Origin of the sequence: Sphingomonas cavernae (assembly GCF_003590775.1) — a bacterium.
GTDB classification, from domain to species: Bacteria; Pseudomonadota; Alphaproteobacteria; order Sphingomonadales; family Sphingomonadaceae; genus Sphingobium_A; species Sphingobium_A cavernae.
Genome location: NZ_QYUM01000003.1, coordinates 389,480 through 410,154 on the forward strand (window position 1 = coordinate 389,480; position 20,675 = coordinate 410,154).

Sequence of the window (20,675 nt, forward strand, 5' to 3'; positions counted from 1 at the left end):
ATGGACGCCGTCAACGCACGCTTCCTGAAGATCGGGCTTGCGGCGTGGGTTGCAGCCGCGATCGTCATCGCACTGGTGCTGACGGGGGTGATGCCTCCGCTTGATACCGCGGCGATGTTGGGCTTGCGCGCGATCACCGAGCCATTTCCCGACTGGACCGACGCGACGATGCGTGGTGCGAGCTGGTTTGGCGACGGCTGGCCACGCTCGCTGATCGCGCTCGCGTTCATCGGCTATCTGGTCTGGCGCAAGCTCTACCGTGCGGTTTCCTACGTCCTTTATACCGCGCTTGGCATCGCGGCGCTCAACGCCTGGGTGCTGAAAGCGCTTTTCCACCGTCCGCGCCCCGAGATTGTCGAGCGCCTCACCGATGTCGACGCGACATGGAGCTTGCCGAGCGGGCATGCCGCCAACAGTGCGGCGGTCTATGGCGCGATGGCGCTGATCGCCACGGTGCTGTGGTGGCGCAAGCGACAGCGCCACGCGATCTGGACGGTCACGGGCCTGCTCGTTTTGGTGATCGGGCTTTCGCGCATATGGCTCGGCGTGCATTGGCCAAGCGACGTGGTGGCGGGCTGGCTGGTTGGGGCGGGCTGGGCCTTGCTGCTCGCGGTCGCGCTAAAGCCCGTGCAGGCCCGGCAAGCCTCAGTCTGAATCGGCTGCTCCGCGATCCAGCACGCGGATCACTCCATAGCCACGTGTGATCCTGCCCCCGCGCTCCATCTGCCCGAGCAGCGTATTCAGATGCTGGCGCGAAAGACCCACGAGCCCCGCCATGTCCTCCTGTGTCATCCGCAATGTCGCCACGCCGTCGTCGCCGGGGCTGGCCGCGGTGCGGGCAAGCGCGAGGATGCGGTCCTCGGGCGAGGCGGTAAGCAGCGCGCCGATGAAACGCAGCGAGGCACGTTGATGGCGGCATGAGAGCGTGCCGACATGGCGATAGAAACCAGGCGCCTCGGCAGCGAGCGCGTCTATGTCGGGCGGCGACAGCGAAGCGACCAGCGTTGGCCGTATCGCGATCGCATCATGGGGTCGTGGTCCGCCATCAAGTACTGACACCTCGCCGAACCAGTTGCCGGGACGCAGGATCATGTTGAGGATCTGCCGGCCCGGCGCGGGATAGGCGACCAGCCGCACGTCGCCCTCCACGACCGCATGCAGCCCGTCGGGCGGGTCCCCGATCCGGTAGATCCGGCCGTCCTGCGCGAAGGATCTGAGACGGACGCGCGCAAGGATGCGCGCGCGCAGCGGAGCCTCGAGGCTCGCGAACCATGGATCGCGCTCGAGCCGTTGGTGATGCGCTGCCATGTCCATCGCGCCATTGTGCGCCTATGGCATGAATTGTCAAAAATCCGACAGTCTTCGCTTCGGCGGGCTGATATGTGAATGCCAAAGATATCAGGAGAGAGTCGATGGCCACCGCAGCGATCCATAGCCCGAGCGTCCGCGATCAGGTTTCGGAAGAGGAATGGAAGATCCGCGTAGACCTCGCCGCCGCCTATCGGCTGGTCGCACTCTATGGCTGGGACGATCTGATCTTCACGCACCTCTCGGCGCGCGTGCCCGGACCCGAGCATCACTTCCTGATCAACCCCTATCAGTTGATGTTCGAGGAGATCACCGCATCGTCGCTGGTCAAGATCGACACCGAGGGACAGCCGGTGATGGAGACGCCTTATATGGTCAACGCCGCGGGCTTCACGATCCATTCGGCGGTGCACATGGCGCGCGAGGATGCCCATTCGGTGATGCATCTCCACACCCCATATGGCCAGGCGGTCTCGGCGATGGAGGAGGGGCTGCTGCCCCACACCCAGACCGCGATGATCGCGCGGCACGACATCGCCTATCACGACTATGAGGGGATCGCGACCGACCTCGACGAGCGCGAGCGGCTGGTCCAGGACCTCGGAGCCAAGAGCGCGATGCTGCTCCGCAATCACGGCACGCTGACCGTGGGCGAGACTGTCGGCCGGGCGTTCCTGCGGATGTATTTCCTCGAACGCGCGTGCGAGGCGCAGGTCCACATGCTCTCGGCCGGACGCGACAAGCTCAACAACCCGCCACAGGGCACGCCCGAGAAGGTCAGGGAACAGACGAGCGGGCCGACCATGGCAATGGCCGCCGACCTGCTCGCCTGGCCAGCGCTGCTCAGGAAGCTGGACCGGATCGATCCGGCCTTCCGGGACTAACGCCCGTCGCGTAACGATTGCGCGCGTAACATGGGGTTGCGCGCGCGTGTGAAAGCCCGCAACACCTCGTCATCATTCGATGCTGGAGGAAAAGTTGCGCCGCAGGACCTTTCTCGCTTCCGTCCCCGCCGTTGCGCTGGGGGCGCCGCTTCTCGCGCAACAGCCTGAAGGCGCCGCGGGCGGCAAGTCTGCACCCGGTCTGGCCCCTGATCTGGCCGCAAGCTGGAAGCCCGGCGAGGACCGGTTCATCCGCCCCGATGTCGGCTGCGGCGATCGGCCAGTTGGGGCGAGCTTCGGCTCGCGCACTGCTGCCTATGGCATGTCGGGCGCGGCTGGCACCGCGCATCCGCTCGCGACGATGGCGGGGATCGACATCCTGAAGCGCGGCGGCTCGGCGGTTGACGCGGCAATTGCGATCAATGCGTGCCTCGGCTTTCTGGAACCGACCGCCAACGGCATCGGCGGCGACTGCTATGTGATGCTTTGGGACCCCAAGGCCGGCAAGGTGATGGGTCTGGCGGGATCGGGCAAGTCGCCACGGGGCCTGAGCCTCGACACCGTTCGGAAGCGCGCGAAAAATGGCGTGCTGCCGCCCTATGGCGCGGTCACCGTCTCGGTGCCGGGTACGGTCGACGCATGGTGGATGCTGCATCAGCGTTACGGCAAATTGAAATGGGCCGAGGTGCTTCAGCCCGCGATCGACCTTGCCGAGAACGGCGCGCCCGTGCCCGATCTGATCGCCTGGTCGATCCGCCGCAGCCTTGCCAACTTCAAGCGCAATTCGGGTCAGATCGAGGAGTTCGACAATGCGCTCAAGACCTGGGCGCCCGGCGGCGAAGCGCCGAAAACGGGCGGCGTGTTCCGCAATCCCGATCTTGCGCGGACGCTGCGCCTGATCGCTGAGGGCGGACGCGACGCTTTCTATTCGGGGCAGATCGCAAAGACGATCGACGCCTATTTCAGGCGCATCGGCGGCTGGTTGCGCCACGAGGATCTGGCGGCGCATCGCGGTGAGTGGATCGAACCGCACATGACGAGCTATCGCGGCGTCGGCGTCCATGCGCTCGGCGCGAACACGCAGGGCATCGCGACGCTGCAGATGCTCAACATCCTCGAGAATTTCGACATGGGGACGGCGGGCTTCCAGTCGCCGCTTTCGATCCACCTCCAGGCCGAGGCCAAGCGCCTCGCCTATGAGGATCGCGCACGCTACTACGCCGATCCGCACTTTTCGAAAGTGCCTGTCGAGTGGCTGATCTCCAAGGAATACGCAGCCGAGCGCGCGAAACTGATCCGGCCCGACCGCATCCTGACGCCCGTCCATCCGGGGCAGGCGCCGAGCAAGGGCGACACCACCTATTTCAGCGCCGCCGATAAGGACGGCATGATGGTCTCGATGATCCAGTCCAACTTCCGCGGCATGGGTTCGGGGCTTGTCGCCGATGGTCTGGGTTTCATGTTCCAGGATCGCGGCCAGCTCTTCTCGATGAAGGACCGCCATCCCAATATCTATGCGCCGGGCAAGCGGCCTTTCCAGACGATCATCCCTGGCTTCGCGACGAAGGACGGGCAACCGTGGATGGCGTTCGGCGTGATGGGCGGGGACATGCAACCGCAGGGGCAGACGCAGATCATCGTCAACCGCCAGGATTACGGGCTGGAGATCCAGGCGGCGGGGGATTCGCCGCGCTGGCATCACGAAGGCTCGTCGCAGTCGATGGGCGAGGACGATCCGGCGCTGGGGGCGACGGGACTGCTGCGCCTCGAGCGCGGCGTGCCCGCGGCGACGCGCTCGGCGCTCGCGGATATTGGCTGGAAGATCGGCGAAAGCGATGGTGGCTTTGGCCGCTATGAATGCGTCGAGCTGCGCCACGACGGCAAGGACCGCGTCTATGCGGCGGCGAGCGAGATGCGCGCCGACGGGTGTGCGCTCGCCTATTGATCGCCGCTGCGCCTCAATCGGGCGCGGCATGGCAGACGAACTCGATGAGGCGATCATCGGGGTCGCGCAGATAGCCGGCATAATAATTGGGGTGGATGTGCGGGGCGAGTGCGGGCGCGCGGTCGAGCGCATGGCCCGCGATGCGGCCAACCTCGTATATGCGGTCCACCGTCGGGCGGTCGGGTGCACCGAAGGCATAGTGAACATTGGAGGAGGGCTCGCCTTCGACGAGGAACATGTCGAGCGTGGTGCCATCGCCAAAGCCCTTGGCCGGGCCGTCCACCTCGAGCCGGTAACCGAGCGGGGCGAGCAGATCGGCATAGAAGCGGACGCTTGCCGCCATGTCGCGCGTGCGGATTTCGAGATGATCGATCATCGATGATGTCCTTATGCTGTGGGATTGTCGAGGTTGCCGCCGCATAGCGGCACGGCAATTCGCTGCCCGCGCCACGGCGCGGGATCGGCGACGATGGCTGCAAGCCCCGCCGCGCCCGCGGGCTCGACGATGAGGCCGAGATGCTTGTCGAGCAGCGCCATCGCGGCGCGGATCGCGCTGTCCTCGACGAGCAGAACCTGATCGGTCACCCGGCGCACGGCGTCGACCGCGTAGGGGATAGGCACGCGTACCGCGATGCCGTCTGCGATGGTGTCGACATGCGCTGTCTCGGCTATACGCCCGGTCTCGACCGCGCGCGCCATCGCTGGGGCACCCGCAGCGCCGACGGCCACGATGCGGGTTGCGGGTCGTGCGTGCTTCATCCAGGCACCGACGCCGGCGGCGAGCGCTCCGTTGCCGAGCGGCACAAGTATCGCGTCGGGATGTTCGCCCGCCTCGGTCAGTTCGAGTGCGAGCGTGCCGGCACCCTCTGCAATCGCGGCGTGTGCGCCATCCTCGACATAACAATAACCCTTGCGCTCTGCGTGCGCCCGCGCAGCCCTTTTGGCGGCATCGAAGTCGTCCCCTTGCAACCGCACGTCGGCGCCCAGCGCGCGCATCGCGTCGAGCTTGCAGCGCACCGCGTTGTGCGCAGCGAACACGGTGATCGGCAGTTCGCGTCGCCGTGCCGCCCAGGCCAGGCCCTGCCCGAAATTGCCCGCCGATGCGCAGACCAGCGGCGTCGTCGCGGACAGCCCGGCGATGAAATGGCCGGCACCACGACCTTTGAAGGATCGGATCGGGTTGGCGGTCTCATCCTTGAAGACAATGCTGGCGTCCAGCGCCTGATCGAGCGCGTCCGAACGACGCATCGGGGTTTCGAGGAATATCGGATCGATATGGCGGAGCGCGGCGATGACGCCTTCGGGACGGGGATAGTGCATGCGGTCAGCATAGCGACACAGCGCGCCGTTTTTCGGCGTGATGAGCCACGTACCTGCAGGAAAACGGCAGTTATTTCTGCTATGATGCCGAAATCATGCCCAAGGCCGCACTCGACTCATTCGACCGAAAACTCCTGACCATCGTTCAGCACGATGCCGATCTGACCGCCGAGGCGCTCGGCGAGCGTGTCGGCCTGTCGGCCTCGGCGGTGCTGCGTCGGCTCAAGCGGCTCAGGGCCGAGGGCGTCATCGTCGCCAGTATCGCGCTCGTCGATCCCGCCAGGGTCGGCAAACCGACCTCCTTCATCGTGGCGCTCGAGATCGAGCGCGAGCGACCCGAGCTCGTGGCGCGGTTGCGAAAATGGCTCGCCGAGGAGGCGCAGATCCAGCAGGTTTACTATGTGACGGGGAGCGCCGACTTCATCCTCATCGTCACTGCACCCGATGTCGAAGCCTTTGATGCGTTGATGAGCCGACTGATGGTCGACAACCCCAATGTCCGCCGGTTTACCACCAACGTAGCACTCGGCGTTGGCAAGCGCTCACTGTTCGTGCCGATCCCGCGGGACGGCACCTGACATTCAGCGCCGGGGATCCTGCGCGCCCGCTTAAGCGGCTGGTGCCGCGGAAACGAGTTTGAGCTGGCTTTCATGTTCCGACGTCAGCAGCGCCGCGCCGCCCCTGACGGTAAAACGGCCCTCGACGACGCCGCCCGTCTCGATCGAGATGCTTTCATAGGCAATGTCGCCCGTCACATGCGCGGTGCGCGCGATGATCAGCTCGCGCGCGGTGATCGAGCCGTCCACCATTCCCGAAAGCCGTGCGCTGTCAGCAACGATGCTGCCGGTGATGCGGCTGCCCTCGCCCTGGATGACTGCGGCGCAGGCGATATCCCCTTCGACACTGCCGTCGATATGCAAGTCCACCGTAGCGTTGATGTTCCCCGTGACGACAACGTCCGCACCGATCACCGAAAAGGTCGCGGCGCTGCGCGCAGCGCTGCCCTTAGCCACGGGCGACGGGCTTTGCGAACCGCTTTTTGACGCTGTCTTGGACTTTGAGAACATCGGTATTGGCCTCCAGGAAAGGTCGCGGATTCATCGCCTGTCCGCGCACGCGGACTTCGAAATGGAGGTGGGTGCCCGTCGACCGCCCGGTATTGCCCATGCGCGCGACCTGCTCGCCGCGAGCCACGACGTCGCCCACCTTCACGTCAAAACCCGAAAGGTGACCGTAACGCGTTTCGATTCCGTGACCATGATCGATCGTGACGAGATTGCCATAGCCAGCGGCGGGGCCGGCATGGGTGACACGTCCCGCGGCGGCGGCGGCGATAGGCTGGCCGTTATGGCCTGAAAAATCGAGCCCGGCATGGAGCGCGCCGCCGCCCGTAAAGGGATCGGCGCGGTAGCCAAAGCCGCTGGTGAGCGCCATCGGCGCGGTCGGCGCCGAATTGGGAATGGCAAGAAGCGTGCGCTCCATCAGGTCGAGCCGTCTGAGCGACGTGGCAAGGCGCGCGAGCTGCAGGTCCCGGAGCGAACGCGGACCCGCGCCCTTTACCGGGATATAGGGGCCGCCCATCGCAATCGGGCGAGCGCCGGAAAGCGCCTTGGGATTGAGGCCATAGCGGCGGATCGCCTGCTCGGCCTGCTGCGCCCGCATCGTGGCGGCCATGGTCAGCGTTTCGGCAAAGGCCAACTGGCGCTGCTCTATTCGCGCGAGCGGAGCCGCCTCGGGAATCGTCGCACTGATCTTCGCTGCGTCCGCAGCGGGAGCGGGGGGCGGCGTGGCCGAAGCCTTCACGCTGCCGAAATATCCCTCGACCATCCGGTCGAGCACCTGCTGGCGCTTTTCGAGCCGATCGGCGATGCCGTCGACGCTCGATCGATAGGCCTGGACCCGGCTTGCCGATTCGCTCACTGCCTCCTGCTGCGCGCCGATCGCGAGCCGGTCGCGGACGGTCTGGATCTGAAGGCCGACCATGACAGCGGTAACCATCAGCCATGCAACAACGCCCAGCAGAGCCATCGACGCCAGCTTCATCTGGAATCCGGTGGTGATCCTGAGGAATCGCATCTCGCCGCCGGAGCGGACATAGATCTCGTGATCAGGGAAAAACCGGGCCATTCGGGCCTGAAGCCCGGCAAACCCCGCTCGAATTTTCAGCACTATGCGACCCGCTCTGTTTCGATTGGTGGGGTCACATAGCAAGCGAGTCGGCGACTCCCGAGTCGAACCCGCCTGGACTCGTGACGAGTTGCCCGAGTCCTGCGACGAGGCGATGGAACGGGAGGAAAAACCCTTAGGGGATTTCGTTACAACGCCGAATCGACCTGCGCCGCGAGTCGATCGTTACGCACCCGCCATCTCCATGATGACCTTCCACTCGGCCGGGGAAACAGGCACGACCGAAAGTCGCGACTGGCGGATCATCGGCAAATCGGCAAGCCGCGGCTCGGCCTTGATCGCCTTGAGGCTGACGGGCTTGGGAAGCGGCTTTACCGGCTTGACGCGCACCGCGACCCAGCGCCCGGTCGCGTCGGTCCGGTCGGGTTCGGCCTCGCCCGAAACCTCCATGATGCCAACGGCCTCGAGCCCGGTATTGCTGTGATAGAAGAGCACCTGGTCGCCCTGCTTCATCGTGCGCATGTGGAGCGCGGCGGTCGGGTTGCGCACCCCGTCCCAATAGCCTTCGCCGTCACGCACGAGATCGTCCCAGCCATAGGCATCGGGTTCGGATTTCATCAGCCAGTACGCCATCTGCTTCTCCCGGTGCTGCGGTAAGTACTGTGTTATGCTTCCCGCGCCCGCTGGCCAAGAGGAGCGTGGCCCGCTTCATCCGGATCACGCTGGAACCTGCGTCGAAGACCTAGGCCGGATGATGGAACAGCCGTCCCCGTTCGCAGATCAGGATCGCGCCCAAAGCGCCAAGTCCGCACAGGAAGAAGCCTGCATAGAGCGGCACGGTGCTGCCGTCGAAAAGCTGGCCGATCGTGATCCCGATCAGCGCGCCGCCGATCGTGGAAAAGGCGCCCTGGAGCGAGCTGGCCGTGCCCGCGACTTCACCCACATGCTCCATGGCTAGCGCGCCGAAATTGGCGGTGGAAAGCCCGAAACAGCCCATCATCAGCGCCTGGAGCAGCGCGAAGGTCCACAATGTCTCATGCCCGCTCGCGGCGATCAGCATATGGACAAAACCCATCAGCGTGAAGGCGATCAACGCCGCGTGGCCGATGAAGCGCATGCCAACGCGCACTACGATGCGCGAGTTGAGCAGCGACGCCAGCGCCATGGTGCCTGCAACACAGGCGAATACGGGCGCAAGCAGATGGGGTGCCATGAAAATATCCGCGAAGATCTGCTGGACCGAATTGATGAAGCCGTACAGTGCGCCCGTCAGGAAGGCGAGGGCGACGGTGTACCCCGTCGACTGACGATCCCCAAGCACCTTGCCATAGGATATCCGCAACTGTGTCGGACTGATCGAAACGCGCTGAGCAGGAGGCAATGTCTCCGGAAGTCGCATAGCGACCCAGAGCCACAATCCGACGCCGACAAGGCCAAGCGCGACGAAGATCCAGCGCCACGGCGCGACCAGCAGAATGAGCTGGCCCACCGACGGCGCGAGAATCGGGGCCGCCATGAAGACGATGAAGGCAAGGCTCATCACGCGTGCCATCTGCCGCCCGACATAGCGGTCGCGCACGATCGAGACGACGAGCGTACGTCCGCCCGCGGCCGAGGCGCCCTGCAGCATGCGCGCGATCAACAGCATCTCGTAGCTCGGCGCAAAGGCCGCAGCGATGCTGAACAGCGTATAGGCGGCGAGCGCTGTCAGCAGCACGGGTCGGCGCCCGAAACGGTCCGACAGCGTGCCGACGAACACCTGCGCGACGCCGAAGCCCACCATGAAGGCGGAGATCACATATTGGCGGTGATTGTCCGTATCCACCGCAAACGCCTCGCCGATCGCGGGGAGCGCGGGCAGCATCGCGTCGATCGCCAACGCCACCATCGCCATGATCGCCGCGATGAGCGCTACGAACTCACGAAAACCGGGGCGCTGTTCAACGACAGGTTCAAGGCTGGTTGACGCATCCATGCGCGAGCCTTTGACGCAAACCGCGCATCAAGGCCAGAGCCGCACCCGCAAAAAATGTTGCAGTGCAAACAAGTTTTTCACGCCTGCGTCAGCCGACAAGCCCCAGCCCGAGCAGCAACAACAGGAAGATGACGATCGTGAAGATGGTAAAGTTGAGCAGCAGGAAAGTTCGGACCAGCGCCTTTGCCGTGCTTTGCTCATAGGCGCCCTTGAGCTGGACGAACATGTGCGCCGCCGGGAGGAAGACCGCAGCGACCGCCAGCCAGTTGGTGCTCACGCCGAGCGCGCCGAGCAGCGTCAAGGCGGTGAAAAACAGCGTCATGAAAGCGAGGGAATAGGTCACGAAGACCGCATGGTCGTACATGTGCCGCTTGCGATGCCAGAAGAAGAGCAGCCATACGAATGGCACCGAAATCGGGATCAGCATCCACGAAAATTTATAGGCGTTGGTCTGGAGCTTGTAGAGCAGCAGGTTGGGATTCTCGCCCGCCTTGGCGATCCCCTTGTCGAGTCGCGTCCACCCGGTCCTTGCGTTGCCGATGAGCTGGCCGCTCTTGTCGGCGAGCACCGTCGGACCGCCTTCGACGATCCGGACGACGCCCGAGACCGTAGCCTTTTCGCGCTCGAGGTCCCCGGTGTCCCGGCCCGCTGCCCTGGCATCGGCGATCCGGCGGTCTATTTCCGCAAGTTCTGCGGCGATCTCATCGCGCTTCAATTTCACTTCGACTGCGCCTCGCCCGGTCACATCCTTCTGGACGTCCGCGGGCGCCTCCAGATGGCTGCCGAAAATGCTCAGTACCGCGAACATCAGGAATACGGAGAACAGGAAGAGCGCGAGCGGCGATACGAAGCGTGCGCGTTCGCCGTGGATATAGCGGCGCGTGAGCTCACCGGGACGTAGCGCGAGAAGCGGCAGCGTGCGCCAGATCTTGCCCTCGAAATGGAGCACCCCGTGCGCAATGTCGTGCCAGATTGCGCTCAATGATCGGTGAATATGCCCCGATTGCCCGCATGCGTGGCAATGCGATCCCACGAGCTTCGTGCCGCAATTCAGGCAGAAATCGCCGTGCTCGCCATGCTCGCCGGCATTGCCTTCGATCGCCTTTGCGACCAGTCCGCCAGTGATCGCGTCGCCGGCTGCTTCAATTTCCCCCGTCATGTCCCGGTAATAACAGCGGCTTGCGGGGCTGTGGAGACTATTTCGAAGCCGCGCCGATCGTGCTAGCGGGCAGGCATGATCGAGAAGGGCATCGACTGCGGATCGCTGATCCGTTCCATGGGCGAAGCCGCGCGCAGCGCGGGGCAAGTGCTTGCCGGCGCCTCAAGCGCGCGCAAGGCGGCAGCGCTCGAGGCCGCAGCGGCGGCGATTCTGGGTGAGCGCGACGCGATCCTTGCGGCCAATGCCGAGGATATGGCGCGCGCAAGCGCCAATGGCCTTTCTCCCGCGATGCTCGACCGGCTGAGGCTCGATCTCGCGCGCGTCGAGGCGATGGCCGCGGGCGTTGAGGCGGTGGCGCATCTGCGCGATCCCGTCGGACGGATCATCGACGAGACGCTGCGCCCCAATGGACTGATCCTCCAGCGCGTACGCGTACCGCTAGGCGTGATCGGCATCATCTATGAAAGCCGGCCCAATGTAACCGCGGATGCGGGTGCGCTCTGCCTCAAATCGGGCAATGCTGCGATCCTGCGCGGCGGCTCCGAGGCCATGGCGAGCAACCGCGCGATCCACGCCGCGCTGGTGCGTGGCATTGTTTCGGAAGGGCTGCCCGAACAGTCGATCCAGCTTGTCGGCGTCACCGACCGTGCCGCAGTGGGCGCGATGCTGACCGCCGCCGGTCTGATCGACATCATCGTGCCGCGCGGCGGCAAGTCGCTCGTCGCGCGTGTGCAGGAAGAGGCGCGCGTGCCCGTGCTCGCGCATCTCGACGGCATCAACCACGTCTATATCGACGCGGCGGCCGATCCCGCCAAGGCGATCGACATCACGGTCAACGCGAAGATGCGCCGGACTGGCGTGTGCGGCGCGATGGAAACGCTGCTGATCGACCGTGCCTATCCCGATCCAAAGGCGCTGATCGGCGCGCTGATCGAGACGGGGTGTGTCGTGCGCGGCGATGCCGCGGTGCAGGCGCTGGACGTACGCGTTACCGCGGCGAGTACCGAGGACTGGGATACCGAATATCTCGACGCGATTGCCTCGGTCGCGATCGTCGACGGCATCGATGGCGCGATGGCGCATATCGCGCGGCACGGATCGCACCATACCGACGCGATCGTCACCGAGGACAAGCCAACCGCAGAGCGCTTCCTTGCAGGGGTCGACAGCGCGATCGTCGCGCACAACGCCTCGACCCAGTTCGCCGACGGGGGCGAATTCGGGATGGGCGCGGAAATCGGCATCTCTACAGGCCGTCTCCACGCGCGGGGACCTGTCGCGCTCGAGGGGCTGACGACCTACAAATGGCTCGTCCGGGGAACGGGACAGACGCGGCCCTGATGACCCGCGTCGGCCTTCTCGGCGGATCCTTCAACCCTGCGCATCGCGGACATCGCAAGATAAGCCTGTTTGCGATGGAGGCGCTCGGACTCGACGAGGTGTGGTGGCTGGTGTCTCCGGGCAATCCGCTGAAGGACGGTGCGGGCGACATGGCGCCGCTTTCCGCGCGGCTCGCGTCGGCCCAACAGATGGCGCGCGGCAGCCGGATTCGCGCGACCGCGATCGAGGCGCAACTGGGCACGCGCTACACCGTCGACACGCTCCGTGCGCTCAGGCGGCGCTATCCCAAGGTTCGCTTCATCTGGTTGATGGGGGCCGATAATCTCGGTCAGTTCCACCGCTGGCGCGACTGGCGGAGAATTGCCGCTACTGTCCCGATTGCCGTAATCGCGCGTCCGGGTTATGATGGTGCTGCCCGCGCAAGCCCTGCGATGGGTTGGCTAAGGGGGTTCGTCCGCCCCGCATGCCACAGAAACCAGTGGACGCAATGGAGTTTGCCGGCGCTCGTGCTGTTGCGCTTTCGCCCCGACCCAACCTCCGCAACCCGTCTGCGACAGGCAGACCCCCATTGGCACCACGTCTTTGGCCGCAGCGTTCCGCGCGACGGTCTGACACGAGCGCCGATACCCTGAAGGAGCAACCTTGCCAGCCACCGCTTCCGCAAAAGTGCCTAGTGACGCCGAAGGCGTCGAGGCGCTTCATCAACTCGTGCTCTCTTCGCTCGAAGACGACCAGGCGGTAGAGACGGTTTCCATCCCGCTAGCCGGAAAAAGCAGCATCGCCGACCACATGGTGATCGCGAGCGGCCGTTCCACGCGTCAGGTCGCCTCGATGGCACAGAAGCTCGTCGAGAAGATCAAGGCCGAGTTCCACAAGACCGCGCGTATCGAAGGGCTTCCCAATGCCGATTGGGTGCTGATCGACGCGGGCGATGTGATCGTCCATCTCTTCCGTCCCGAGGTTCGCAGCTTCTACAACCTCGAGCGGATGTGGAACTTCGGAGACGCGCCCGCCGCCAACGAGGGCTAAGGCGCGTCAATGCTGCTCCATATCGTCGCCCGCGGGCGCATCGGCCGCGGGCCCGAGGCGGAGCTCGTTGATCGCTATGTCAAACGGCTGAACTGGCCGTTCAGGATGACCGAGCTGCCGGATGCCGGCGGCAAGATGCCTGCGCTCGAGCCTGGCACGGTGACCGTGATGCTCGACGAAAAGGGCGAGCAACTCGGATCGCTGCAATTCGCGAAAAAGCTCGAATCCTGGCGCGATCAGGGGCGGCGTGAGGTGCGGTTCCTCATCGGTGCGGCCGACGGCTTCGAGGACGCACAGCGCGCCGACGCCGACCTGCTCATCGCCTTTGGCAAGGCGACCTGGCCGCATCTGCTGGCGCGCGCCATGCTTGCTGAACAATTGTGGCGCGCCACCTCGATCCTTGCCAACCACCCCTATCATCGCGAAGGATAGCGCGCATGAAGCGGGCGGCGATATGGGGAGGGATCGCGGCGCTGGGGCTCGGCCTCGGCGTGGCCACGCTTTCGCCCGCTGCAACGACCCTGAAGGACGAGCAGCGGGCGCTGATCAAGGCAAAGCAGGATGCGCTGATCGCGCATCAACGGTCGCTCCAGTTCGAACACGACGCCGTCGCCGAGCGTGACGAGGCGATCCGGGCGCGCCGGCTCGCCGCCGCGGTCGCTGCACGCATCCAGGAGGCCGAAGCCGGAATCGCCGCGGCCGAAGCGCGCATAGCCATCGTTTCACGGCTTCAGGCTGAGCAGCGTTCGCGTCTTGCCGAAAAGCAGGATGCGATCGTGAAACTTGTTGCAGCGCTCCAGACGATGGCGCGACGTCCGCCCGTGCTGGCGCTCGTTCGCCCGGGCTCGACGCGCGATGTCGTCCATGTCCGTTCGCTGCTCGCGACCGTCATGCCCGTGGTGGAGGAACGCACCGCGGGGCTGCGCGAGGAGGTCGCGCGCGGGCGCGCGCTCAGGCGCACCGCCGATCTGGCGGCGGCATCGCTGCGTGAGGGGCGTCAGAAGCTTCAGACCGAAAGGGTGGCGCTGGCCAGAATGGAGGCCGAGCATCGTGTGCGCGCGCAGCGTTTTGCCAACAGCGCGATGTTCGAAGCGGATCGCGCGATCGCGCTCGGCGAAGCGGCGCGCGACATCACCGAGCTGATGGATGAGCTCGAAGACGCAGCGGTAACGCGCGAGACATTGGCGAGTTTGCCGGGGCCGCTGCTCCGACCGCGAGTTCCCGGAAGTGCTGCGCACGCGCCCGTCGATCGCCAGCGCGCGGAACCGAGCAATCCGCGCTATCGGTTGCCCGTCGTTGGCGATGTCGTGACCGGTCTGGGCGAGGTTTCGGCGGCGGGAACGCGTGCCAGGGGTATCACGCTGCAAACCGCGCCGGGCGCGCAGGTCGTGGCGCCGACAAGCGGGCGCATCGCCTTCGCCGCATCCTATCGCGGCTATGGCCAGATCGTCATCATCGATCACGGCGGCGGAGTGACGACGCTGATCACGGGCATGTCGCGGCTTGGCGTCAAGGTGGGCGATAATGTCGAGCAGGGCAGCCCTCTCGGTCGCGCCAGGGCGGACCGGCCGATGATCACGGTAGAGCTGCGCCGCGACGGCCAACCCGTCGATATTGCTCCGCTCGTCAGCTAAGGTTCATATGGCAGCGATAAGCTGTTCCGGCTCCCTGTGGGAAGGGGATGCCGAATATCGTCCCCTTCCCATGTTTCGGGGGGCAACTTGCATTTCTCCGGCGCGTAAAAGCCTGTATGCTGCCCCGCAATTTCTGGGAATCCTTACTGCAGGAACAGTGATTCAATGCCCAAACCGATGATTCGCGCCGCCCTAGCACTGTCCGCGGTGGCGCTGGTGCCCGCGACCACAGCCAGCATGGCCGCCGTGGATTCGACGACCTGGCGCGAGCTGGACCAGTTTCTCGCGGTGTTCGAGCGCGTGCGCGCCGACTATGTCGAGAAGGTCGACGACGAAGCGCTCATCAAGGGCGCGATCGACGGCATGCTCTCCAGCTTGGATCCGCACAGCTCCTATCTCGACGCGCGCGATTTCGAGAATATGCGCACCCAGACCGATGGCGCTTATGGCGGGCTGGGCCTGACTGTCTCGATGGAAGATGGCGCGGTCAAGGTCATCACCCCGACCGAGGACACGCCCGCGTACAAGGCGGGGATCAAGGCGGGCGACTATATCACGCATCTCGACGGCACGCTGATTTACGGCGGCACGCTTGATGAGGCGGTCGACCAGATGCGTGGCAAGCCAGGAACCGCGATCAAGCTGACCATCGTCCGCCCCGGCCGCGACAAGCCTTTCGACGTCACGCTCACGCGCGAGATCATCGAGCTGAAGCCCGTCAAGTGGGAGGTGAAGAACCGCGTCGGGATCATCAACATCAACAGCTTCTCGCGCACGACGGCGGAAAGCGTTCGCGCCGCCATCGTCGGCATCGAGAAGTCGCTGGGCGGCAAGCCCGCCGGCTATGTGGTCGACCTGCGCTCCAACCCCGGCGGGTTGCTCGACCAGGCGGTCGAGGTCTCCGACGTCTTCCTCGAACGCGGTGAGGTCGTCTCGCAACGCGGACGTCAGAAGGGCGATATCGAGCGCTTTTATGCGCGTCCTGGCGACATGGCGAAGGGGCTGCCCATCGTCGTGCTCGTCGATTCGGGGTCGGCCTCCGCCGCGGAGATCGTCGCGGGTGCGATTCAGGATCACCATCGCGGCGTCGTGATGGGCGAACGCAGCTTTGGCAAGGGATCGGTGCAGACATTGCTGCCGCTCACCGACACCACCGCGCTTCGCCTCACCACCGCGCGCTACTACACACCCTCGGGCCGCTCGGTGCAGGAAGGCGGGATCGAGCCCGACATTCAGGTGCCGCAGCTCTCCGACCCCGACTACAAGACGCGCCCGCGCTTCCGTGAGGCCGATCTCAAGCGCCATCTGATCAACGAGGCCAAGGTCGACAACAGCGTGCTCGAGGAAGACGCCAAGGACGATCCGCGCTTCAAGATGACTGCCGAAGAGCTGAAGAAGAAGGGCGTCGAGGACTTCCAGCTCACCTATGCGATCGATTCGATTACACGGCTCGCCAAGCCGCTTACGGTCGCCGCGTCGCGCCCTACCGGCAAACGCTAACGCGCGCGGGGGGACGATGATGGACGCACTTGGCAAAGCGCGCGCGCTCGCGCTGCTCGCGCCCGCCGTGCTGCTCGGCGGCGCGCTCGGCTCGCAATATCTCGGCGGGCTCCATCCGTGCGAGATGTGCTACTGGCAGCGCTGGCCACATTGGGCCGCGCTCGCGCTGGCGGTGCTGGCGATCGCGCTCCGGAAAAGCGCAGCCGGACTCTGGCTGCTCGCGCTTGCCGCGTTCGCGATCTTCGTCAGCGGCGGCATCGGCGTGTTCCATGCGGGTGTCGAATATGGCTGGTGGGAAGGGCTGACGAGCTGCTCGACAGGCCTTTCGGGCGGAAGCGCAGAGGATATCCTGAATTCGATCATGGCGACCCCTGTGGTGCGCTGCGATCAGGCGCAATGGACGTTCGCCGGAATCTCGCTCGCGGGGTTCAACGCGATCTTTTCGATCGGCGTGGCGATCGCCATATGGGGGCTGATGGCAAAGGCGAGGAAGCCATGACTCCGATCAGGCCCGGCGAACGACGTCCCGACACTGCATCGATGCTGCGCGTCGATCAGGCCGGCGAGTTCGGCGCGACGCGGATTTATGCAGGGCAGCTTGCGGTGATGGGCGATCGGCAGCCTGCCGCCCGCACGATCGCGGGCATGGCGGCGCAGGAAGACCGCCACCGCAAGCATTTCGATGCGATGATCGCACGCCGCGGCGTTCGCCCCACGCTGCTCCAGCCTGTCTGGCACGTCGCAGGCTTTGCACTGGGCGCAGTGACCGCGGCGATCGGCCCCGAGGCGGCGATGGCCTGCACCGCTGCGATCGAGACCGAAATCGACAAGCACTATGCCGAACAGCTCGAGCAATTGGGGGACAGCGATCCCGAGCTTTCCTCGGCGATCGCCGAGTTCCAGGCGGAAGAGATTGAGCACCGCGATGCGGCGCTGGCGGCGGGCGCGGAGAATGCGTTCGCCTATCCGCTGCTGAGCGCTGCGATCCGCATGGGCTGTCGCGCTGCAATCGCCTTGTCCAAGCGGATCTGAAGTGAAGGGGCACCGTGCGTATCAACGGGGTAGCGTAAAGGAATGACCGAATGAAAAGCCCCACCATGATCGCGGCGCTGGTCCTTGCGGCAGCCGGCGCAAGCCCGGTGGCTGCGCAGGAAAACCAGCGCATGCTCGTCATCTATGGCGACGACGAATGCCCGCGCGGCGCGGATGAGGACGAGATCGTCGTCTGCGCGCGCCATCCCGAATCCGAACGCTACCGTATCCCCGAGCGTTTCCGCGAAAAGGAAATCTCGCCGCAGAACGGCAATGAAAGCTGGGCGGTGCGCGCTGAAGCGCTTGAATATGCAGGAAGAACGGGCATCAATAGCTGCTCGGTCGTGGGCCCTGGCGGCTGGACGGGGTGCTATGCGGAAATGCTACGCATCGCGCAGGCCGAACGGCGGCAGGCGGCGCGTGAGCGTGCACGCGTTCCGTGATAGGCTGATCGCAGGACGGGCAGGGTTGAGGAGGAAGTTATGATGCGTTTGTTGGTCCCCGCGATCCTGTTGGCGCTTGTTCCATTGGGCGCAGCCCATGCGCAGGAGCGTGAACGGATCAATCAGATCGTGGTCTATGGCGACGATCCCTGTCCCCCGAGCACGGGCGACGAAATCGTCGTGTGCGCGCGCAAGAGCGAGAACGAACGCTTTCGCATTCCCGAAAATCTGCGCGGCAATCCCACCGATCCCGCGCGCGATAGCTGGGTGAACCGCGCCGAGCGGCTCGAATATGTCGGCCGTTCGGGCATCGGCTCGTGCACGCCCACGGGGTCGGGCGGAGCCTCTGGCTGCTTCAACCAGCTCATGCGCCAGGCGCGCGAGGAACTCGCGGTCGGCGACGGGACGAACTGGACCCAGCTCGTCGAGGCTGCGCGCCAGGAACGGCTGGGCCAGATCGACGAACAGGCCGAGCGCATCGAGGCCCAGATCAAGGCCGAGGAAGAGGCCAAGGCGCCGCAGTAGCGCGGGAAAAAAGGGGGAGAGTTTCAGCGCTACGCCCGGGTTTCTCCCGATACCCGCGCACCTCAGTTTTGCATAGCGTCACCGTTCAGCGTCATTCGCAAACGGAGACACGTTCATGCCTGCGAAACTGCCGGTAGCGGAAACCCCTGAAATCCTTCCCCGTCCCGATTTCCATTTCACAGGACAGGTCGGGCGCACCTTCAAGGATTCGGACCCGGCGACCTTCCCGCAACCGGTGCAGCCGTCCAAGGGCGCGCCCAACATCGTGCTGATTCTGCTCGACGATGTCGGCTTCGGCCAGTTCAGCACCTTCGGCGGTGGCGTGCCTTCGCCGACGATGGATCGGCTGGCGAAGGAGGGGCTGCGCTACAATTATTTCCACACGACGGCCTTGTGCAGCCCGACGCGGGCGGCGATCATCACCGGGCGCAACCATCATTCGGCCTCGTTCGCCGGCATCACGGAAGCAGCCACAGGGTTCGACGGCTATACCTGCATCCTGCCGAGGAATTGCGGCACAGTGGCGGAAGTGCTGCGCCAGAACGGCTACATGACCGCCTGGATCGGCAAGAACCACAATACGCCCACCTGGGAGACGAGCGCCGCGGGGCCGTTCGATCGCTGGGCCAATGGCCTGGGCTTCGACTATTTCTATGGCTTCAATTCGGGCGATATGAACCACTGGCACCCGCTGCTGTTCGAAAACCATAATCTCGTGCCCGCATCGGATGATCCCGACTATCATCTGACCGAGGATCTGGCCGACAAGGCGATCCGCTGGGTCCGTCAGGTCAAGAGCATCGCGCCCGATAAACCCTATTTCCTCTATGTCGCGCCCGGCGCCACCCACGCCCCGCATCAGGCGCCCCAGAGCTGGATCGACCAGTTCAAGGGCAAGTTCGACATGGGCTGGGACGCCTATCGCGAACAGACGCTCGAACGGCAGAAGAAATTGGGCGTGGTGCCGAAGGACACCCTGCTGACCGAGCGGTCAAAGGGGCTGCCCGCGTGGGATGGGCTGAATGCCGACCAGAAGCGGCTCTATGCCCGGATGATGGAGGTGTTCGCGGCCTATGGCGCGCAGGTCGATGCGGCGATGGGCCGGGTGATCGACGCGGTGAAGGAACTGCCCGACGCCGACAACACGATCATCATCTATGTCGCCGGCGACAACGGTTCCAGCGCCGAAGGTGGGCTGGAAGGTTCGCTCAACGAGAATCTGTTCTTCAATGGCTTCCCGGAGAAATGGGAAGATAATCTGAAGGCCATCGACGATCTGGGCGGGCCGAAGCATTTCAACCACTTTCCTTCGGCCTGGGCGCACGCGATGAACACGCCCTTCCAGTGGACCAAGCAGGTGGCGAGCCATTTCGGCGGCACGCGCAACCCGATGATCATCTCCTGGCCGGACAAGATCGAGGACAAGGGCGGCCTGCGCGATCAGTTCCTGCATGTGATCGACATCGTGCCGACGCTCTACGAGGTCTGCGGCATCACCCAGCCGCGCGAGATCAACGGCGTGCAGCAAAAGCCGATCGAGGGGGTGAGCTTTGCCGCGACCTTCACGGACGGAAAGGTGCAGAGCAAGCGCAAGACCCAATATTTCGAGCTCGGCGTCAATCGCGGGCTTTACCACGAAGGCTGGATGGCCTCGGCGCCGTCCTTCATTCCATGGAATCCCAATCGCGACGAGAATTGGGATCCCGACCAGCAGGTGTGGGAGCTCTACAAGCTGGACGAGGATTTTTCGCAGGCCAGGGATCTCGCCAGCCTGCATCCCGACAAGCTGCGCGAACTTCAGGATTTGTGGTGGGTCGAAGCAGCCAAATATAATGTCCTGCCGCTCGACTGGCGCGGGACGATCCGCATGAATGCAGAGTTGATGGGACGGCCAAGCATGGTCGGCAAGCGCACCAAGGCGACTTATTATGAAGGCATGGTGGCCTTGCCCGGCGCGGCCTGCCTACCCATGCTCAACAAGAGCTGGACGATCACCGCCGAGATCGATGTGCCCGACGACAAGGCAGAGGGGATGATCGTCACGCAGGGCGGATCGGAAGGCGGCTATGGCCTCTATTTGCGCGAGGGCAAGCCGGTCTTCGTTTACAACTATCTCGGCATGGAGCGGCCGACCTTCACCGCAGACGCGCCGCTGCCGAAGGGCAAGTCGAAGCTGGTCGTCGACTTCAAATATGATGGCGGCGGCATGGGCAAGGGCGGCGCCGTGACACTGAAGGCGGGCGGCAAGACGATCGCGCAAGGGAGGCTCGAGCGGACCGTCCCGATCCAGTTCGCGATATTCGAGGGCCTCGACATCGGCATGGACACCGGATCGGCAGTGGATTTCACCTATCCGATGCCGTTCAAGTTCAATGGCAAGATCGAGCGCGTCGAGGTGGAGGTGAAGCCGGGCAAATGACCGCGCCTGCCCGCTCGCGCGACAAGGCGGTCCAATG

23 protein-coding genes are annotated in these 20,675 nt (G+C 64.8%); 15 read left to right on the plus strand and 8 right to left on the minus strand.

Features of this window, described 5'->3' with window-relative positions; genetic code table 11:
* Window positions 1-654 carry a phosphatase PAP2 family protein gene (locus tag D3876_RS09570; protein WP_119761707.1) on the plus strand — a complete coding sequence of 218 codons (654 nt, stop codon included), beginning with the start codon at window positions 1-3 and terminating at the stop codon, window positions 652-654.
* Here D3876_RS09570 and D3876_RS09575 read toward each other — a convergent pair.
* Window positions 646-1,308 carry a Crp/Fnr family transcriptional regulator gene (locus D3876_RS09575; protein WP_182911969.1) on the minus strand — a complete coding sequence of 221 codons (663 nt, stop codon included), beginning with the start codon at window positions 1,306-1,308 and terminating at the stop codon, window positions 646-648. The genes D3876_RS09570 and D3876_RS09575 overlap by 9 nt on opposite strands.
* Window positions 1,309-1,412: 104 nt before the next feature.
* Between D3876_RS09575 and D3876_RS09580 the strand changes: the two genes are divergently transcribed.
* Window positions 1,413-2,192, plus strand: a complete 780-nt coding sequence (locus D3876_RS09580) for a class II aldolase/adducin family protein (protein WP_119761711.1) — start codon at window positions 1,413-1,415, stop codon at window positions 2,190-2,192.
* A gap of 94 nt (window positions 2,193-2,286) precedes the next feature.
* On the plus strand, window positions 2,287-4,134 hold the full coding sequence (gene ggt, locus D3876_RS09585) for a gamma-glutamyltransferase (RefSeq protein ID WP_119763673.1): 1,848 nt from the start codon (window positions 2,287-2,289) through the stop codon (window positions 4,132-4,134).
* 13 nt (window positions 4,135-4,147) lie between these two features.
* Here ggt and D3876_RS09590 read toward each other — a convergent pair whose 3' ends face one another.
* Together D3876_RS09590 and D3876_RS09595 are read right to left on the minus strand one after the other, a co-directional pair.
* The gene (locus D3876_RS09590) at window positions 4,148-4,510 is read right to left on the minus strand and encodes a VOC family protein (RefSeq protein WP_119761712.1); all 363 of its coding nucleotides are present in this window, start codon (window positions 4,508-4,510) and stop codon (window positions 4,148-4,150) included.
* An 11-nt stretch (window positions 4,511-4,521) separates the two neighbouring features.
* Window positions 4,522-5,454 (minus strand): threonine ammonia-lyase, encoded by a 933-nt coding sequence (locus D3876_RS09595; RefSeq protein ID WP_119761714.1) that lies wholly within the window; start codon window positions 5,452-5,454, stop codon window positions 4,522-4,524.
* A gap of 95 nt (window positions 5,455-5,549) precedes the next feature.
* On the opposite strand from D3876_RS09595, the gene D3876_RS09600 reads away from it, so the two are divergent.
* A complete protein-coding gene (locus tag D3876_RS09600; protein ID WP_119761715.1) occupies window positions 5,550-6,032 on the plus strand; it encodes an Lrp/AsnC family transcriptional regulator in 483 nt (160 codons plus the stop codon).
* 30 nt (window positions 6,033-6,062) lie between these two features.
* On the opposite strand, the gene D3876_RS09605 is transcribed toward D3876_RS09600, so the two are convergent.
* The 5 genes from D3876_RS09605 to D3876_RS09625 form a co-directional block, all read right to left on the minus strand.
* Window positions 6,063-6,467, minus strand: a complete 405-nt coding sequence (locus D3876_RS09605) for a bactofilin family protein (protein ID WP_238475315.1) — start codon at window positions 6,465-6,467, stop codon at window positions 6,063-6,065.
* Window positions 6,460-7,581, minus strand: coding sequence for a M23 family metallopeptidase (locus D3876_RS09610; RefSeq protein ID WP_119761719.1), 1,122 nt, complete (start codon window positions 7,579-7,581; stop codon window positions 6,460-6,462). The genes D3876_RS09605 and D3876_RS09610 overlap by 8 nt, the downstream gene beginning before the upstream one ends.
* A gap of 225 nt (window positions 7,582-7,806) precedes the next feature.
* The gene (locus tag D3876_RS09615; protein WP_119761720.1) at window positions 7,807-8,214 is read right to left on the minus strand and encodes an EVE domain-containing protein; all 408 of its coding nucleotides are present in this window, start codon (window positions 8,212-8,214) and stop codon (window positions 7,807-7,809) included.
* 109 nt (window positions 8,215-8,323) lie between these two features.
* A complete protein-coding gene (locus tag D3876_RS09620) occupies window positions 8,324-9,556 on the minus strand; it encodes a multidrug effflux MFS transporter (protein ID WP_119761722.1) in 1,233 nt (410 codons plus the stop codon).
* An 88-nt stretch (window positions 9,557-9,644) separates the two neighbouring features.
* Entirely contained in the window at window positions 9,645-10,715 is a 1,071-nt protein-coding gene (locus D3876_RS09625; RefSeq protein ID WP_119761724.1) for a DUF3667 domain-containing protein, read from the minus strand.
* A 75-nt stretch (window positions 10,716-10,790) separates the two neighbouring features.
* Here D3876_RS09625 and D3876_RS09630 point away from each other — a divergent pair, with 75 nt between their 5' ends.
* From D3876_RS09630 to D3876_RS09680, 11 genes are all read left to right on the plus strand, one after another.
* Complete coding sequence (locus tag D3876_RS09630) at window positions 10,791-12,056, plus strand: glutamate-5-semialdehyde dehydrogenase (RefSeq protein ID WP_119761726.1); 1,266 nt, start codon at window positions 10,791-10,793, stop codon at window positions 12,054-12,056.
* Window positions 12,056-12,688, plus strand: a complete 633-nt coding sequence (locus D3876_RS09635; protein WP_119761728.1) for a nicotinate-nucleotide adenylyltransferase — start codon at window positions 12,056-12,058, stop codon at window positions 12,686-12,688. Before D3876_RS09630 ends, D3876_RS09635 begins: the two co-directional genes overlap by 1 nt.
* A gap of 10 nt (window positions 12,689-12,698) precedes the next feature.
* The gene (gene rsfS / locus D3876_RS09640) at window positions 12,699-13,085 is read left to right on the plus strand and encodes a ribosome silencing factor (RefSeq protein ID WP_182911970.1); all 387 of its coding nucleotides are present in this window, start codon (window positions 12,699-12,701) and stop codon (window positions 13,083-13,085) included.
* A 9-nt stretch (window positions 13,086-13,094) separates the two neighbouring features.
* A complete protein-coding gene (locus D3876_RS09645) occupies window positions 13,095-13,517 on the plus strand; it encodes a 23S rRNA (pseudouridine(1915)-N(3))-methyltransferase RlmH (protein WP_119761732.1) in 423 nt (140 codons plus the stop codon).
* A 5-nt stretch (window positions 13,518-13,522) separates the two neighbouring features.
* Complete coding sequence (locus D3876_RS09650) at window positions 13,523-14,719, plus strand: murein hydrolase activator EnvC family protein (protein ID WP_119761734.1); 1,197 nt, start codon at window positions 13,523-13,525, stop codon at window positions 14,717-14,719.
* 165 nt (window positions 14,720-14,884) lie between these two features.
* On the plus strand, window positions 14,885-16,219 hold the full coding sequence (locus D3876_RS09655; RefSeq protein ID WP_119761735.1) for a S41 family peptidase: 1,335 nt from the start codon (window positions 14,885-14,887) through the stop codon (window positions 16,217-16,219).
* A gap of 19 nt (window positions 16,220-16,238) precedes the next feature.
* Complete coding sequence (locus tag D3876_RS09660) at window positions 16,239-16,718, plus strand: disulfide bond formation protein B (protein ID WP_119761737.1); 480 nt, start codon at window positions 16,239-16,241, stop codon at window positions 16,716-16,718.
* Window positions 16,715-17,251: a demethoxyubiquinone hydroxylase family protein gene (locus tag D3876_RS09665; RefSeq protein ID WP_119761739.1), complete on the plus strand. Its 537-nt coding sequence runs from the start codon at window positions 16,715-16,717 to the stop codon at window positions 17,249-17,251. Before D3876_RS09660 ends, D3876_RS09665 begins: the two co-directional genes overlap by 4 nt.
* Window positions 17,252-17,301: 50 nt before the next feature.
* Window positions 17,302-17,694: a hypothetical protein gene (locus D3876_RS09670; RefSeq protein WP_119761741.1), complete on the plus strand. Its 393-nt coding sequence runs from the start codon at window positions 17,302-17,304 to the stop codon at window positions 17,692-17,694.
* A gap of 42 nt (window positions 17,695-17,736) precedes the next feature.
* Complete coding sequence (locus D3876_RS09675; RefSeq protein WP_238475316.1) at window positions 17,737-18,219, plus strand: hypothetical protein; 483 nt, start codon at window positions 17,737-17,739, stop codon at window positions 18,217-18,219.
* A 115-nt stretch (window positions 18,220-18,334) separates the two neighbouring features.
* The gene (locus D3876_RS09680) at window positions 18,335-20,638 is read left to right on the plus strand and encodes an arylsulfatase (RefSeq protein WP_119761745.1); all 2,304 of its coding nucleotides are present in this window, start codon (window positions 18,335-18,337) and stop codon (window positions 20,636-20,638) included.
* The last annotated feature ends 37 nt before the right edge of the window (window positions 20,639-20,675 follow it).